This is a genomic window from Dyadobacter sp. HNCC25DJ187, assembly GCF_056895255.1.
In genome coordinates, this window is the sequence record NZ_JBXHAT010000002.1 from 280,705 (window position 1) to 296,394 (window position 15,690).

Consider the following 15,690-nt stretch of genomic DNA (forward strand, 5'->3'; position numbering starts at 1 on the left):
ACAAACCCGTTCAGCTGGGTTTTACAACTTTTAATAGTTCCGAAATGGCCTGATCGGAAGTAATTCCATCCGCCTCTGCTCTGAAATTCATCGCAATACGGTGACGGAAAATCGGGTAAGCAAGTGTTTGTATATCCTCAGGAATGACCGAGAAACGTTCATGCAATACTGCTCTCGCTTTTGCGCACAGCACCAATGCCTGACCTGCCCGTGGCCCTGCACCCCAATCACACCATTCCTTCACAAACTCGGAAGGTGACCCGTCAGGTCTCGTAGCGCGCACCAACTTGTTAATCCAGGAAATCAATTCGTCACTGATATGAACCTGTCGGGTCAGCTTTTGTAGTTCAATAATATCAATGTCGCTCAAAATACGGTTGATCTGGGGTTTGAAAGAGCCTGTGGTACCTTTGAGGACATTCAATTCCTCTTGTTCGCTTGGGTATCCGAGTTTGATATAAAGCAGAAAGCGGTCGAGCTGTGCCTCCGGTAAAGGATACGTTCCTGCCTGCTCTATCGGATTCTGAGTAGCAATGATGAGAAATGGAGATGGCAATGGATAGTTGGTTCCTCCGTATGTGACACTCTTCTCCTGCATAGCCTCCAGCAATGCTGCCTGGGTTTTAGGAGGTGTACGGTTGATCTCATCTGCCAGCACCACATTAGCGAAAATAGGCCCCTGGTTGAATTTGAAAAACTTCTTCCCTGTCTCGTGATCCTCTTCTAGTATTTCAGTACCAATTATATCACCTGGCATCAAATCAGGCGTAAACTGAACCCTTTTGAAACTCATATGCAATGCTTCAGACATGGTTTTTACCATGAGGGTTTTGGCCAGGCCCGGCACTCCTTCAAGCAGACAATGCCCTCCCGCAAGAAGAGAAATCAGTATTTCGTCAATCGCTTCCTGCTGGCCCACAATCACTTTGGCGATTTCGGTTTTAAGATCAGGCAGCTTCGCCACCAATGCTTTATAATGATTTAATTCCTGAGTCTCCAATGTTCGTTTCTTTTATTATTTATCAAAAAATAACTCTTTCCGTTGCATCAGGCAGTCAACGCATACATGACAATATTCACTCCGAACCGGGTATTGTCTACAGCCAGAAACCGCTTGTTACGAAAATCATAATCCCACTCACAACCATAATCCTTATTGCTGTACAACACCCCTATTCTTCCGTTGACAATAATGGCTTTCAGGTAGTCGTGTACAAGATCATCTCCCCAACCGTTGAGCTCGAAGGAAGTTGTAGGCGGGCCATCTTCAAATTTGAAAAAGCAATTGTATATCGGATGATTATTGGGAATTTTCTGAAGTGCTTTTGCTCCGAAAGTCCTCTCCATTTCCTGTTCAAAGGATTTTGCAAAAAGGCCATCGATGTCGTGATTACAATCGTCTACAAAAACAAAACCACCATTTTGAACATACCTTCGGAAATGGTCTCTTTCCTGACTCGAAAATTCTACCAGTTTATGCCCGCTCAGGTAGCAGAATGGACTTTTAAAGATCTCGTTACTGCTCAGCTGCACGACTTTTTCCTTTTCATCAACGGGTATGGTCGTATATTCAACCAGCGAATGCAACAGGTTCGACGGCATACGCTGGTCGGTATCCCAGTTCCCTGATGTGTATTGAATACGTGTAAAAAAGAATGGTCGCATTTTTAAAGTTTCTCGCAGAGTGAAGAAAAGTATTCAGCGCAGAGTTACGCGGAGATATCAATCCCACTTTGCGTAACTCTGCGATCAACACTGAGTAACTCTGCGTTTCAGGAAATCCCTACACCGCGTCGGATAGAGATGAAAAAGTAAATTCTCTGATCTTCATCGGAGGGATAAGATAATTCCGGTCAGACTCCGTACTGACCACACGCTCCGGTTTCCCAAGTGTTTCCAGATTGTTGAGCATGATCACCGGACTCTCATTAAAGCGGAAATTTTTAATCGGATGTTTAATCTTCCCGTTTTCTATATAGAATGTACCATCACGTGTAAGTCCGGTCAAAAGCAAGGTCTGTGGATCCACTGTTCTGATATACCATAACTTTGTAACCAGTATACCTTGTTTGGTGGATTTGATCATTTCTTCCAGTGACGCTGTGCCACCGTCCATAATCATATTGTTGGGAAAGGGTATCGGAGCAACATTGTTCTTCTGCGCCCAGTACCGCGAATAATACATATTCTTTACAGTTCCCTTCTCAATCCAATAACGCTTGTCCTGCGGCTGTCCGTCTCCGGCCCAGGGCGAAGCCGGCAAATCAGGATTGGACGGATCTGAATAAAAGTTAACCCTTTCATCCATAATTTTCTCACCCAGCTTAGTCTTCCCTCCCTGCTTACTTAGGAACGAACGTCCTTCATCGGCGCTCCGCGCATCCATTCTGAAAAAGATATTTTCCAAAAGAACAGCCGCTGCTGTAGGCTCCAGAATAACCGTGTATTTCCCGGGCTCCAACGCTTTTGCGCCCACTGATCCCAGTGATTTCTGAACCGCGATTTTTGTCGCAGCCGCTGTATCCAGCTTGCTCATATCGCTATAGCCTTTTGCCACATAGCCAGAGCCCGTCCCATCATCAGTACGAACAGTAAGAGAAAAGTTGACACTCGTACTCGGGTAGTATGCAAACAGGCCTTTTGAGTTCATCATAGCAGAATAACCCTTCTGATCTTCAAGAAAACCTGCAGCTGTAAGCTTCTGATTTCTGGTTAGTTCGAGGCTTTTCAAAACGGCATTCGCGCGTGTATCAGGACTTGCAGCAGCGGTTGACTCAAAATATCCTTTTGACGCAACGCTGTATTTCTGGGGACCGAGAACGCCCATATATTCCGGATTTTCAGGTGCCAGTTTAGCCAGCTCTTCAGCACGCTGAACTACCTTTTTCAAAGATTCCTCACTAAACTCATCGACAGTAGCAACACCCACTTTTTTACCAAAAGCGGATTGCACCTGTAAGTTTTGGTTGACAAGCGATCCGCTTGTAGAAACCTCATTACGTGCATAACGAAGATTACCCCGTTGTTCACCTGATAGGTTGACCTCGCATTCATCCGCTTTGGAATAACTTAGTACTTTTTGCAAAAGCGCTTTAGCTTCCGATTCAGTTAATATGATCGACATGGCTGTAATACGTTAAATTTTCCGGGCTGTATTAATTACATTCACTCCGTTGAAGCGTGTTGTTGAGCTTCCATGAGAAACCGCACTCGACTGAGACGGCTGACCTTTTCCGTCAAAGAAAGAACCTCCCAGACGGTAGTCACGCTCATCACAAACCTGCGAACAAGAGTTCCAGAATTCCTGCGTATTGGACTGATAAGCCACATCATTGAGCATACCTACGATCTTGCCATCTTTCACTTCGTAGAACAGCTGCCCGCCAAACTGGAAGTTATAACGCTGCTGGTCAATAGAGAATGAACCATCACCGATAATGTAAATTCCTTTCTTCACGTCCTTGATCATTTCATCGACTGACAATGGCTTCTTACCTGCTTCGAGTGAAACATTCGGCATACGCTGAAACTGCACGGAACTCCAGCTATCCGCATAGCTGCAACCATGGGACTCTTTTTCTCCGATGATATGCGCCTGGTCGCGGGTGGCCTGGTAGTTCACAAGGACACCATCTCTTACCAGATCCCATTTCTTGGTATTTACCCCTTCGTCATCCCAGCCTACAGCACCCAAAGAACCTACCTGCTGCTTGTCAGCTACCAGATTTACCTCTTTGCTACCATACTGGAAGTTTTTCGACTGCCATTTATCAAGCGTCGCGAAAGATGTTCCCGCAAAGTTCGCCTCATATCCGAGTACACGGTCCAGCTCCAGGGGGTGACCTACCGACTCGTGGATGGTAAGCCACAGGTGCGAAGGATCCAGAATCAGATCGTATTTACCTGCTTCGACTGATTTTGCTGTCAGTTTTTCCTTTGCCTGCTTAGCAGCTGAGATTGCGTCTTCAAGCATATCATAGCCTTTGTTATAACGTGTGGTGATACCAGTTACTTTATCTGAAGGATTCACCTGCAGGTAATCATAACCCATCCCGACCGGAGCACTCAGCGCATTTCTTGTCTGGAATTTCCCGGTCTGTGCATCGATAGCTGTAACGTTGAACTGCGGGTAGATTCTATGAATATCCTGATCAATATAGGAGCCATCTGTTGAGGCAAAGTATTTCTGCTCGTTGACCTGGAACATCACAGAGTTGACATAGTTGGCCCCATTCGTCATTGCTGCATTATTTACTGATAGCAACAGATCAACTTTTTCCTGAATAGGCACTTCAAAAGCATTTTTCTTGATTGGAGCCTTCCAGCTTACCTCTCCAAATCCCTTCTGAGGAGCCAATTGTACCGGCTCCTTCATTAATTTAGAGTTTGCTTTCGCGATAGCCACCGCATCTTCTGCAGCTTTAGCCATTTGTGCTTCGCTTTTTGCATCCACTACAGCCGCAAATCCCCAGCAACCATTAGCAATCACGCGAACCCCTACCCCATAGGATTCAGTATTTACAATATTCTGGACCTTGTTTTCGCGGGTTACCACAAATTGATTTAAATAACGGCCAATGCGTACATCAGCATAGGTAGCCCCTTTGGCTTTCGCTGCATTAAGTGCTGCATCAGCAAGTCTTTTCTTAACGGCTACATCAAGTCCGGGAGCAAGTAATGCTTCCGGAGCTATATTTTTGCCCATAGCAAAAGCTGGCAGCATCATAGCGCCTGTACCAAGTCCGGCGAGTTGTATAAAATCTCTACGTTTCAAAATAAATTCTGTTAAAACAATGAATGATTATCTTAAAAATTCACGGGCTATCCTATACAGCGTCCGATAAGCTGGTAAATGTAAAGTCTCTGATTTTCAAAGGCGGAACCAAGTTGCCACCTGCACGCATGGGCTTACCCATTGCTTCCAGGTTATTGAGCATAATCACCGGGCTTTCATTGAATCTGAAGTTTTTAACCGGATGTTTGATCTTTCCGTTTTCGATATAAAAAGTACCATCACGCGTAAGTCCCGTGTAGAGTAATGTTTGTGGATCTACAGCGCGGATGTACCAAAGTCTGGTTACCAGAATTCCCTTTTCCGTTCCTTTGATCAGGTCGGCCAATGATTCTGTGCCACCCGCCAGGATAAATCCGGAAGGAGAAGATATTGCTTCCACACCTTTTTTCTCTGCCCAGTAGCGCGAATAATACATGTTTTTAATTACACCTTTATCAATCCAGGTCACTTTCTGTTGCGGACGGCCATCGCCGCCTCCGCCGCCAAATCGGCCACCACCACCGCCACCAAACGGTGATCCGGGAATTTCCGTATTTTGAGGATCGGAATAGATGGTAACACGCTCATCAAAAAGTTTTTCTCCAAGGCGTGTACCTCCTCCTTTTTTACTCAGGAAGCTACGGCCTTCCTCTGCACTTCTGGCATCAAAGCTTCTCATCATATTCTGAAGTAAATCCACGGCGGCAGTAGGTTCGAGAATAACCGTATACTTACCTGGTTCCAGCGCCTTCGCATCTGATGAAGCCAGTGCCTTTTGCATGGCTATTTCAGTCGCTGCTTTCGCACTCAGCTTGGATGCATCGTTGAAATCACGGGTTGCATAGCCGGATCCTTTTCCGTCCGCAGTTCTTACTGTAATCGAAAAGTCTATAGATGTTGCTTTATTGTAACCAAACAAACCTTTGCTATTACCGAGGGCAGAAAAACCGGTGGAATCTTCCAGATAACCGGCAGCTGTCAGATTCTTTTTGGTACAGGGATCAATGCTATCGAAGGCCGCCTGTGCGCGGTACTCAGGAGTAATCTTAGCGGTGCTTTCGGAATATGAATTGATGTCCAGGTATTTCTGAGGCCCTAGCATGGGCACATATTCCGGATTATCGGGTGCCAGTTTAGCGATCTCCTCGGCACGGCGGACAGTCTTTTCCAGAGATGCATCATCAAATTCATTGATCGTAGATGTTCCTGATTTCTTGCCGAACACCGCTGTTACAGCTAAGGCCAAATCCGTGGTTTCACCACTGGTAGAAACCGAGTTACGTGCATAACGAATATTACCGGTACGAGAACCTGATAAACTGACACTCATTTCATCAGCCTTGGAATAGGCCAATACCTTATCTATAATTTTCTTTGCTTCTTCTTTAGTTAAAATGGCCATTAGGAAAAAGTTAATACGTTAGATTTTTGAACTTCATCGATGCAGGCAGATCTTAGATCTTCCTTCCGGTATTGATCACATTCACGCCATCGAAGCGCGTGGTTGCACTTCCATGAGATACCGCACTGACCTGGGAAGGCTGCCCTTTTCCGTCAAAGAAAGAACCGAAAGTCCGGTAGTCGTCCTTATCGCAAAGTTGAGAGCACGAATTCCAGAATTCCTGCGTGTTGGACTGATAAGCCACATCATCTATCATTCCGGCGATCTGACCATTTTTGATTTCATAGAATACCTGCCCTCCAAACTGAAAATTGTAGCGCTGCTGATCAATCGAATAGGAACCTCTTCCTATGATGTAGATACCCTTATCCACACCTTTGATCATATCCTGAACGCTGCGTTTCTCAGTGCCCGGCTTTAGAGAAATATTAGGCATTCGCTGGAATTGTACCGAGTTCCAGTTATCTGCATAGCAGCAACCATGAGACTCTTTCTCTCCAAGAATACTTACCTGGTCACGCGTAGCCTGATAGTTGACAAGAATACCGTCTTTGATAATATCCCACTCTTTGCAAGGCACACCCTCGTCATCGTAACCCACAGCGCCCAGTGTATGAGGCTGGATTTTATCAGCTACAATATTGACGAGCTTACTTCCGTAATTGAACTTTTTGGTTTCCCATTTATCCAGTGTGGCAAAGCTGGTACCTGCGTAGTTAGCTTCGTAACCCAGCACACGATCAAGTTCAGTAGGGTGCCCCACCGACTCGTGGATTGTAAGACCAAGGTGGTTCGGATCCAATACCAAATCATATTTGCCCGGCACTACAGACTTAGCCGTTACTTTTTCCTTCGCCTGCTTGGCGGCAGTAATGGCATCTTCCACCATATCATAAGAGTTGCGGTATCCGACAAGACCGATCGGACCTGCAATTTTCTCTGACGCAAGGCCGTCCAGATACTCGTAACCCATACCCATCGGAGAGCTGATCGCATCTCGCGTCTTGAACTTACCCGCAGCCTTATCAATGACCGTTACAGTGAATGTCGGCCAGATCCTGTGGATATCCTGATCAATGAATGAGCCATCAGATGATGCAAAATATTTCTGCTCATTAACAAAGAACATATTGGATGTAACGAATCCGGCCCCATTATCCATGGCAGCACCGTTCACATTCATCAAAAGATCAATTTTCTCTTTTACCGGAATTTCAAAGGCATTTTTGGTAAGGGGCGTTTTCCATACCTGATCCCCTACTCCCTTTTGAGCTGCGAGTACCACCGGCTCCTTCTGGAATTTAGAATTCGCTTTTGCGATTGCAGCAGCCGTAGCCGCACATTTAGCAATACCATCCGTAGTCACATCGCTGGTTGCTGCAAAACCCCAGGTTCCGTTCACAATCACTCTGATACCTATCCCGTAAGATTCAGCATTCACAATGTTCTGGACCTGCTTTTCACGGGTGAATACGTATTGCTGAAGATAACGTCCGATGCGAACATCTGTGTAAGTCGCGCCTTTGCTTTTGGCTGCGTTCAGTGCCGTTTCAGTCAACTGTTTTTTCGTGGCTACATCCAGCCAGGGTTCAGCCAGTTGCTCGGCGGAGACCGGGTTACCTATTAAAGGCACCGAAGGAAGCATTAAAGCCCCCAATCCCATACCAGACATCTGCATAAAATCTCTTCTTTTCATTTGATTTGGTTTAGTCCTTTAATTTTATGAAGGATGAAGATTAGTTAAATTATTTCGATCAGCCGTGGCTGGATTTACTACAATGTAATTAACAAATATTAGTACAGCAAGAGAAGTGTTCCATGCTATGTTCACATATTACCGTTTCAAGGCTCCTTTTAGTGTTTGACTTTTACTGAATAAGATCTGGACACCAGTCATTTACATTTTGTTATAAATACATTTTCAACCTATCCAAACATTATTCCGAATAAAGGTAAGTTATAAATATAATAGATTGGACTATATCCTTAGCCCGATACATTAGTTTAAATTTACTAATCATTAATATTTATTTATATTTTTTAATAAATATTAGTATACCGCCTTTTACTTAAACTAATCCAAGAGTATCTGTCAAAGTTTTATTCAAAGAGCTGCCTAATATGAAAAAAGCCGCCAGCTGTTAAAAGCTGACGGCGTTTTTTATTATATACAGTGTTTTTATCTCTTTTTAAACTCCAGGTATGGCTGGGTAGAAGCGCCTGTTGATGTATTGGTAATTTTTAAATCAATATTAATCTGCTGAACTCCGGAAGCATTCACCACTTTCGTTCCCTGCCCTTCCAACCGCTCGGTCCTTGTAACCCCTTCTCCCTGATCAACAGTCACCGTTTCGTCAATTGTAAATCTGTCAGCTGATGTTACTGTAACATTGCCTAGCTGAAGTTTATGTACACGAGTAACTGTTTCACCTGGCAACTCAATGATGTAGCTCCTGTTATAGGCAATTTGCAACTGGTTGTTATTTACCTTTCCTATCTCCCAGGCATGTCCAACTGCTATTCCATTGTCAATTGTAGTTGTTTGATAGTTACCTACAAAAGCAGAGGCTAAATCATTTTCCGGCTCCACATCCTTGTCTTTATCCTTACAAGCTCCCATGAAAATCACCAGACAGCAGAAAATTAACTTTTTCATATTATTCTAATTGATGTATGCTTATAAATTCAAATATAAAATAGACTCTCCAAAGATTGATTATTTCATAGCATTAAACGGTATCAAATCGTTTAGTATTGTTCAGCGAGAAATGATTATTTGGATCAGAAAGGAAGCCGGCCCAAATCCACGTTCCCTCCTGAAATCACGATTCCGACTTTCTTGCCTGCAAACAGTTGCTTGTTTTTTAGAACGGATGCAAGCGATACTGCTCCGGAGGGCTCTACGACTAATTTCATTCTTTCCCATAACAGCCGCATGGCTTCAACGATTTCCTGATCTGAAACAGTAAGTACGTCAGCCACATGTCCATGAATAATCGGGAAGGTTTTATCACCGAGATAAGTCAGCAGACCATCTGCTATCGTATTTACATAGGGAGCTTTTTCAATGCGCCCATTTCTAAATGACAAAACCGCATCAGCAGCTCCTTCGGGTTCTGCGGCATAAACCTGCGTACCGGGAGAAAAATATCGAGCAGACAGCGCCGTTCCGCTTAGTAGACCTCCACCACCAACAGGAGCCACAATCATATCAAAATTCGCTTCTGTATCTTCGACCATTTCTTTAGCAACGGTAGCCTGTCCTGCAATTACTTCATAATCATTAAAAGGGTGAATGAAAGCAGCACCTGTTTGTTCCACTATCTTCAGCACTGTACTTTCCCGCTCTTCGGGCGTATTCTTACAAAAGGTTATTTCTGCGCCATATCCTTCAACAGCTTTTATCTTAACCAATGGGGAATTATCGGGCATTACGATAAACGCTTTCGTTCCCACCTTTGCGGCAGCCCATGCAATGGCCTGTGCATGGTTTCCCGAAGAATGCGTCGCAATACCATTTACTCTCTCCTGATCCGGCAACGATAGAACCGCATTCAGTGCACCTCTTGCTTTAAATGCCCCAATCTTTTGAAGATTTTCACACTTGAACATGAGCTCACTACCACTTATACTGTTCAAAGCAGATGAGCCCATGATAGGAGTACGGTGTATAAATGGTGCTATAAGCTCATGAGCCTGCTGAATGTTTTCCCGATTCGGGGCATGAGTCATCATAGAGTTCCGGATATAGTTAAATGAATATTTAATTTTTCAGCCTGTCGTTCCTGAGTCACAAGATAAGCTGAGTCCTTCTAAATACAAAAGGCCCGTCAGTGAAACTGACAGGCCCTTATCAACAATTCAAAGTCAACTTATTTGCCTGCGTTTGGCGTATACAAGTTAAAGAACTGATCCAATTTTGGAGTAATAATGATTTCTGTACGACGGTTCAGGCTACGGTTAGGAGCTGAATCGTTTGGAGCCTTAGGCAAGTACTGGCCACGACCACCTGCGATCATACGAACTGGCTCAACACCATATTTCTTCTGAAGCGTACGTGCAACTGATGTAGCGCGCAATACACTAAGATCCCAGTTATCAGAAACTTTATCAGTAGCGATAGGTACATTATCTGTATGACCTTCAATCAGGATTTCAATTTCTTTATAGTCGTTAAGGATTTTAGCAACCTTAGCCAAAACTGTTTCAGCCTGAGTATTGATTACAGAGCTTCCTGAACGGAACAACATCTTATCTGAAAGAGAAACGTAAACAACACCTTTCTTTACTTCAACCTGAACATCTTCATCGCTTACATCAGCCAATGAACGTTTCAGATTCAGTACAAGCGCCATATTCAAAGAATCTTTGCGCTGAATACTTGCATTCAAATCACGGATCTGAACACCCTGAGCATCCATCATTGCCAATGACTTCTTAATGCTTTCCGAACCTTCTTTGCTGATCACAGACAGATCAGACATACGGTCCAGAAGATTGTTATTGTTTCTCTTAAGGAAGTCAACCTGATCTTCGAGTTCCTTCAATTTTGAATTTTTACTAGTCAATTCGTCATTCTTCAACTTAAGATCGTTGTTCAAACTAGCAGTTCTGCTATCGCAATCATTAAGGTCAGCTCTTGCCTTATCAAGCTGGATTTGGATTTCGTTCGCCTTGTTCTGTACAGCAAGCATTTTCTTCTTACTGGCACATGAACCCAAAACAAACAGCATAGCAACAGCTACAAGCGTATTTCTCATAATTAAAGGGTTATTTGGTATAAACACTGGTTAAACGGTATAAAAGATAAATTCATCACAAAAATCAGGCCAAAATGCCTTTTCCGACCTTGAAAATGCAAAGGTAGAAAAAAATCAGATCGCTAAACACAATCTGATTTTTCTAATTCGATTCTAATATTGCCTGTTTCCGTAGCCCAGGACCCATTTACTATGCAAGTGCACCTAGCCAGTATCAACGAAATTAATACCGGATGGACCAGAAAGGATTTCTCCTCCCCTTGATACTGGTTTTCATCAGATCTGCAATGAGTGCGTTGTACTGAGGTTTATTTAGCTTCTTTCCTTTCATTTTTTTAGGAAGCGCCATCTGCTCTGCTGTCACTGGTTTGAGTTCAATATTGTCGGCTGTGATCACTACATCTCCTTCGTTAATATCCAGCTCGAGTATCAAACCCGGCAAACCGAAATACTTTTCCGGGCCAGCCTGAACTGAAATGTCGTTGGCAAACCAGGCTGTAATCGTCTGATTCCTGATTGTATCTTTGGTTACAGCCATCATGCATAAGTACCCTTTGATTTCCTTGATTTTGTTCATCACTTTCCATTGCGGGGCTTTCAAACTGTCTTCTGTCACGTATGTCTTTCCTGAAACTGTTTCCAGGTCAGTGATCTTTTCCGTCTCATAATTGCGATATATGACGAAGTCCTCCGGCCTTCCCCATCCTCCTTCTTCCACCACATCCTCATAACGGCTTTCGTTTTCATTAAAGTAAAGGCGGGTTTTCGATTTCCATTCATCGTCACCTCCCCAGGTGAGTTTAGCACGATCCTTTTCTTCCTGCGTTAGAAAATCCAGACGGGCAATAATTTTAGTATAATACTGTACACGCTCATAGGTCACAACGCCTTGCTGCGATTGCGCTTTGGCAGCGAAACAGTTTATGACCACAAATAAAACAGTGAATAATCTTTTCATTATAACTTCGAAATTTAGATACGGATTTAATAGCCATAACCTTTACGACGAACTGAATGCGCAACACCCCGCATGTTGTACGTAAAGCTTAACATGAAATATCGTGCAAGTGTGCGAACCTGCTCCTGAGACACTACGTTGCCAAATGCTGACTGCGAGATCCCTCTGTTTTTGTTGAAAAGATCATAGGCAGACAAACGAATTTCACCCTTTTTACTTTTCAGCATGGTTTTGTACACCGACAAATTGAGAATTGGCATAGACTGGTCAAATCCAAAACGCTTGTTTACATAAGAATTGTAAGAAAATCTGCTGTTGAAATAAATGTCCTTCGGCATTCTGAAGTTCATCTCCGCACCATAGTTGGTATTCACGATCTTTTGATTCTGTCCCGTACTGACGGAGTAGCGCGTATCACTGATATTCCAGCCAGCATTGGTGTAAATCGTAAGTTTATCGCTGGGGGTGTAATCCAGTCTCAATCCCATATTGTAACCGTCAGTATTGGTTTCGTTAAGAACCGAATTGATGTTTGTCAGGTTATTGTTGCGGCTATATGAAGCATTAAGATTCAGATTGCTTTTTGTCTTTACGATAGGAAAGCCATAATTACCATAAGCGTTAAAATTATTCCCTCCGCTGATGTTTTCCGCGATAGTGGTTGTAACCAGGTTTTCAGAAACTGTTTGGTTGTAAATCACCTGGTTCTGATAAGCATTGTAATTCAAACCAAAAAACATCTGAACAAAACTTCCCGGGTTGAAATAGTTGAACCCTAAATTAGCGGAGTGAGTTAATGTCGGAACCAGATTGGGGTTACCGACTCTAATATAAAGAGGATTGCTATTGTCCACGATCGGCTGCAAATCCCGGATATTCGGCTCCTGAACGCTCACACTGTAGCCGCCATACAAGTACCTGTTATTTTTCAGGTCGAAGTTCAGCGAGAAGTTAGGCGTCCAGTTGAAAAAATCTCTGTTGATATTGGTACGGGTTGGATCCGACTGGTTCACTGCAAAATCTCCGTTCAGCCTGATTTCCTGCGCTCCTAACCCAGCCGATACATTGAAACCTTTATTAGAATACCTCAACGTAGTCCCTATCCGATTATAGGTTGTTTTATTCTTGTAGTATCTGCTCAGATTGGTATTCATTTCTCTTCCTGATTCCGTGATGTCAAATACATCACGATCTACATCATCTGTTTTCAAACTGAAATTGTAGAAACTCTCCAGAAAGAATTTTTTGGACAGTGGCTCTATATAGAGAAGACTGCTTTTAATCTGGTTACGCAGACTTTTTGTTTCATTAGTCTGATTGATATTGATTACACTGTCCGGAACGGTCTGTGACGAATCATAAAAGCGGTTCATTGATCGCTGTATGGAATTCCCTTCAGAGTTATTGACATTGTAACCAAAACTGGCTGCAAAATTCCGCCCCTTCTTTTTGAATTTATGTCTGAATATGGCGGTATTGCCCAACGCAAAAGAGTTGAAGTCTGAATAATTATTCACATCACTCATGGTGGAGAGTTGGTCCACATCTTGTTGCCCACGGTAATATTCCTGATGGCTGGAATAGTCCGTAGTACCATTTCCAATCCGCATGTTACTCAGCACAATAAGTGTATTCAGGGAATCCAGCGTTTTTTCAAATCTTAAGCCTCCGCGGTGGTTCTCATTAAAATTGCGGCGCGCGTTGATATCCAGCGTAGTAAATGAAGAGTTATTGAGGAAATTAGTCCTGCGCGAAGTCGCATCCAGGTCCTGCGTAGTCTGGTTGTAATAATAACTTGTGTTGAATTTGGTTTTCTTTTCGTCAAAATTATAGTTCGCGCCACCTGCCCAGTTTTTATTGAATCCCCGGTTTTGTCCTCCGCGTCCTGCCTGAATGGTAAGGCTTTCTTCATCATTTTCTCCTCCAAACGAGATATAACGTACACCTCCGCCAAATCCAAAATCACCGTCGTCGCCCCAGTTAAACGACTGGCTTCCCTTAAAATCCTGGTAATCATCCCACGACATGCCACCTGTGTTGGTGTTGCTACCCAGTCCAATTACCGAGAATTGATTTTTTTCATTGAATCTGTTGTAATTAATTTTGCCCTCCACTCTTTTGTCCGTTCCCGCTGCCAGAGATGCTTTTCCAAATCCGCCTTTCTTATGACTGTCCTTGAGCTCCAGATTCAGTGTTTTTTCATGCTTTCCATCATCTACGCCAGTAATTCTTGACTGCTCTGTTTTGTCATTAAAGACCTGAACTTTGGAAATAGCCTCTGCAGGAAGATTTTTGGTAGCGGCTTTCACATCATCTCCAAAAAATCGCTTACCGTCGACCGTTACACGTTTTACCGATTCACCCTGTGCCTTCAGACTACCGTCCTGTTCTACCTGCATGCCGGGAAGCCTACGCAGCAGATCTTCAACCGTTGCTCCAGGCGGAACTTTAAATGCCCGTGGATCATATTCAACCGTATCTCCCTTTATACTTAAAGGTGCTCTGGCCGTTTTAATAACCACTTCATACAAATCCTGATTCAAGAATTTCATACCAAGCTTACCCAAGTCTGTTACATCTCCTTCTTCTGGCTTAACATTCTGCTGATAAGGAAGATACCCAACATAAGAGACTTTTAACAGATAAGGAATACGCTTGACATTTTTAAATTCAAATGCTCCCTGTTTGTCGCTTCTTCCGAAATTCACAAGAGATGAATCTTTCGGAAGCAATAACATGACCGTTGCTTCAGGGAGTCCAGCACCGGCAGTGTCGGCCACAACACCTTTGAGGGTGAAACGTCCGGTTTGGGCGTGTAAGGAGAGCGCTGTCATGCAGCACACCAACAGAAGTAGGATTTTTTTCAAAGCTAATAGATTGTTTAGGGTAAAAAGTAACCGGTGTAATACCGACTGCAATACTAAGAAATCTGACAGATAATAACAACTATAAACTTAGTTTATGTAGATTTTTTGTACTAATTAGATGAATTTTAACATTATTTAAGCTTTACACAGCTATAATATATTGATTATCAATACACTATACTTACATAAACAAATCAAGATTAAAGACTAGCTTCGCTAACAATCACCTGTCACAATGTAAACATCCAGTGATCTGAAAAACCGAATAATACCGACTTCTACTTACATTTTTACAACCTACTCAAATATAAATAAATATCATATATAATTTACTTTAATTAATATTTTTTTTCGTTTTAGTATTTTTACAGATATTTTATGATCCTGAATAACATCCGGCACATCGTCACCAATGAAAAGAATAGGTTTATTATCTGACACACACGGCTTTATAGATGAACGCATTCTCGGCCATTTATCATCATGTGATGAAATATGGCATGCAGGTGATATCGGAGCATTGTCGGTGATAGACAAACTGGAGGCACTTAAACCAACAAGAATCGTTTTTGGAAACATTGATAATAAAGAAATTCAGGTAAGAACACATGAGAATCTTTATTTTGAAATAGAAGGTTTTCGGGTTTGGATGACCCACATAGGGGGAACTCCTCCCAGATATAATCCGATTGTAATGCCCACCCTAAAAGAATCACCTCCTGATATTTTCATTTGTGGACACTCACATATACTACGTGTGATCCGAGATAAGGATCTATCTAATATGCTATATATTAATCCCGGTGCAGCCGGGAAAGAAGGGTTCCATAAAATGAGAACATTACTTCGTTTTAATCTTCACGATGGCGTGATCAGCCAGATGGAAGTCGTTGAGCTTGGAAAAAGGGGAGCTATAGAAAAATAAAAAT

Annotated in this window: 12 protein-coding genes; 1 reads left to right on the forward strand and 11 read right to left on the reverse strand. The window is 43.0% G+C overall.

Annotated features, from left to right (window positions below):
* Positions 1–10 precede the first annotated feature (10 nt).
* From AC1XUE_RS12190 to AC1XUE_RS12240, 11 genes are all read right to left on the reverse strand, one after another.
* Positions 11–1,000 (reverse strand): AAA family ATPase, encoded by a 990-nt coding sequence (locus AC1XUE_RS12190; RefSeq protein ID WP_483356254.1) that lies wholly within the window; start codon positions 998–1,000, stop codon positions 11–13.
* Between the two features lie 47 nt (positions 1,001–1,047).
* A complete protein-coding gene (locus AC1XUE_RS12195) occupies positions 1,048–1,665 on the reverse strand; it encodes a DUF4159 domain-containing protein (protein WP_115830081.1) in 618 nt (205 codons plus the stop codon).
* 118 nt (positions 1,666–1,783) lie between these two features.
* Positions 1,784–3,124 (reverse strand): TldD/PmbA family protein, encoded by a 1,341-nt coding sequence (locus AC1XUE_RS12200; RefSeq protein ID WP_483356255.1) that lies wholly within the window; start codon positions 3,122–3,124, stop codon positions 1,784–1,786.
* A gap of 12 nt (positions 3,125–3,136) precedes the next feature.
* Positions 3,137–4,774 (reverse strand): TldD/PmbA family protein, encoded by a 1,638-nt coding sequence (locus tag AC1XUE_RS12205; RefSeq protein WP_483356256.1) that lies wholly within the window; start codon positions 4,772–4,774, stop codon positions 3,137–3,139.
* A gap of 52 nt (positions 4,775–4,826) precedes the next feature.
* Positions 4,827–6,176 carry a TldD/PmbA family protein gene (locus AC1XUE_RS12210; protein ID WP_483356257.1) on the reverse strand — a complete coding sequence of 450 codons (1,350 nt, stop codon included), beginning with the start codon at positions 6,174–6,176 and terminating at the stop codon, positions 4,827–4,829.
* Positions 6,177–6,228: 52 nt separating this feature from the next.
* Positions 6,229–7,872, reverse strand: a complete 1,644-nt coding sequence (locus AC1XUE_RS12215; RefSeq protein ID WP_483356258.1) for a TldD/PmbA family protein — start codon at positions 7,870–7,872, stop codon at positions 6,229–6,231.
* Positions 7,873–8,355: 483 nt separating this feature from the next.
* Positions 8,356–8,832: a hypothetical protein gene (locus AC1XUE_RS12220; RefSeq protein ID WP_483356259.1), complete on the reverse strand. Its 477-nt coding sequence runs from the start codon at positions 8,830–8,832 to the stop codon at positions 8,356–8,358.
* Between the two features lie 125 nt (positions 8,833–8,957).
* Positions 8,958–9,908: a pyridoxal-phosphate dependent enzyme gene (locus tag AC1XUE_RS12225; RefSeq protein WP_483357987.1), complete on the reverse strand. Its 951-nt coding sequence runs from the start codon at positions 9,906–9,908 to the stop codon at positions 8,958–8,960.
* Between the two features lie 140 nt (positions 9,909–10,048).
* On the reverse strand, positions 10,049–10,936 hold the full coding sequence (locus AC1XUE_RS12230) for an OmpA/MotB family protein (RefSeq protein WP_483356260.1): 888 nt from the start codon (positions 10,934–10,936) through the stop codon (positions 10,049–10,051).
* A gap of 223 nt (positions 10,937–11,159) precedes the next feature.
* A complete protein-coding gene (locus AC1XUE_RS12235; protein WP_483356261.1) occupies positions 11,160–11,894 on the reverse strand; it encodes a GLPGLI family protein in 735 nt (244 codons plus the stop codon).
* A 26-nt stretch (positions 11,895–11,920) separates the two neighbouring features.
* Positions 11,921–14,761 carry a TonB-dependent receptor domain-containing protein gene (locus AC1XUE_RS12240; protein ID WP_483356262.1) on the reverse strand — a complete coding sequence of 947 codons (2,841 nt, stop codon included), beginning with the start codon at positions 14,759–14,761 and terminating at the stop codon, positions 11,921–11,923.
* 412 nt (positions 14,762–15,173) lie between these two features.
* On the opposite strand from AC1XUE_RS12240, the gene AC1XUE_RS12245 reads away from it, so the two are divergent.
* Complete coding sequence (locus AC1XUE_RS12245; protein WP_483356263.1) at positions 15,174–15,686, forward strand: metallophosphoesterase family protein; 513 nt, start codon at positions 15,174–15,176, stop codon at positions 15,684–15,686.
* Positions 15,687–15,690: the final 4 nt, after the last annotated feature.

Bases quoted from the DNA above. Each gene is read 5' to 3' on its own strand.
- AC1XUE_RS12230 (WP_483356260.1), bottom strand. From the start codon at position 10,936: ATGAGAAATACGCTTGTAGCTGTTGCTATGCTGTTTGTTTTGGGTTCA.
- AC1XUE_RS12245 (WP_483356263.1), top strand. From the start codon at position 15,174: ATGAAAAGAATAGGTTTATTATCTGACACACACGGCTTTATAGATGAA.
- AC1XUE_RS12195 (WP_115830081.1), bottom strand. From the start codon at position 1,665: ATGCGACCATTCTTTTTTACACGTATTCAATACACATCAGGGAACTGG.
- AC1XUE_RS12210 (WP_483356257.1), bottom strand. From the start codon at position 6,176: ATGGCCATTTTAACTAAAGAAGAAGCAAAGAAAATTATAGATAAGGTA.
- AC1XUE_RS12200 (WP_483356255.1), bottom strand. From the start codon at position 3,124: ATGTCGATCATATTAACTGAATCGGAAGCTAAAGCGCTTTTGCAAAAA.
- AC1XUE_RS12235 (WP_483356261.1), bottom strand. From the start codon at position 11,894: ATGAAAAGATTATTCACTGTTTTATTTGTGGTCATAAACTGTTTCGCT.
- AC1XUE_RS12215 (WP_483356258.1), bottom strand. From the start codon at position 7,872: ATGAAAAGAAGAGATTTTATGCAGATGTCTGGTATGGGATTGGGGGCT.
- AC1XUE_RS12220 (WP_483356259.1), bottom strand. From the start codon at position 8,832: ATGAAAAAGTTAATTTTCTGCTGTCTGGTGATTTTCATGGGAGCTTGT.
- AC1XUE_RS12225 (WP_483357987.1), bottom strand. From the start codon at position 9,908: ATGACTCATGCCCCGAATCGGGAAAACATTCAGCAGGCTCATGAGCTT.